Here is a 295-nt window from a genome sequence, read left to right as displayed (position 1 = left end):
GATCTTCTTATGCTTTTTCATCGTAGTAATTGCGATAAGTCTTATCATGTATGCAATGCGTAATATGGTGAGTTTTTTTCGAACACCATCTGAAATCACAAAAGAAGATATTCTCATAGGACGTCCTTTACGTTTAGGTGGTTTTGTTGAAAAAGGCACAGTTGAATATATTGGGAAGTTGAAAGTTACTTTTTTCGTAACGGATAACGCAAAACATACAAAAGTTGTTTTCATTGGCATATTGCCATATCTTTTTCGTGCAGGGCGAGGCGTTGTCGTGGAAGGATATTTTGAT

Annotated in this window: 1 protein-coding gene; it reads left to right on the top strand. The window is 35.9% G+C overall.

Going from position 1 to position 295, the window contains the following annotated elements; translation table 11 throughout:
* Nucleotides 1–295, top strand: a 295-nt coding sequence (locus tag ACFIK8_RS11540; RefSeq protein ID WP_375669507.1) for a cytochrome c maturation protein CcmE, incomplete at both ends; no start/stop codon positions are given.

The sequence above is a fragment of the Bartonella sp. MR168JLCBS genome (genome assembly GCF_042194175.1).
The sequence above is the reverse complement of the archived record's forward strand: the minus strand, read 5'-3'. Positions and strand labels throughout refer to the sequence as shown.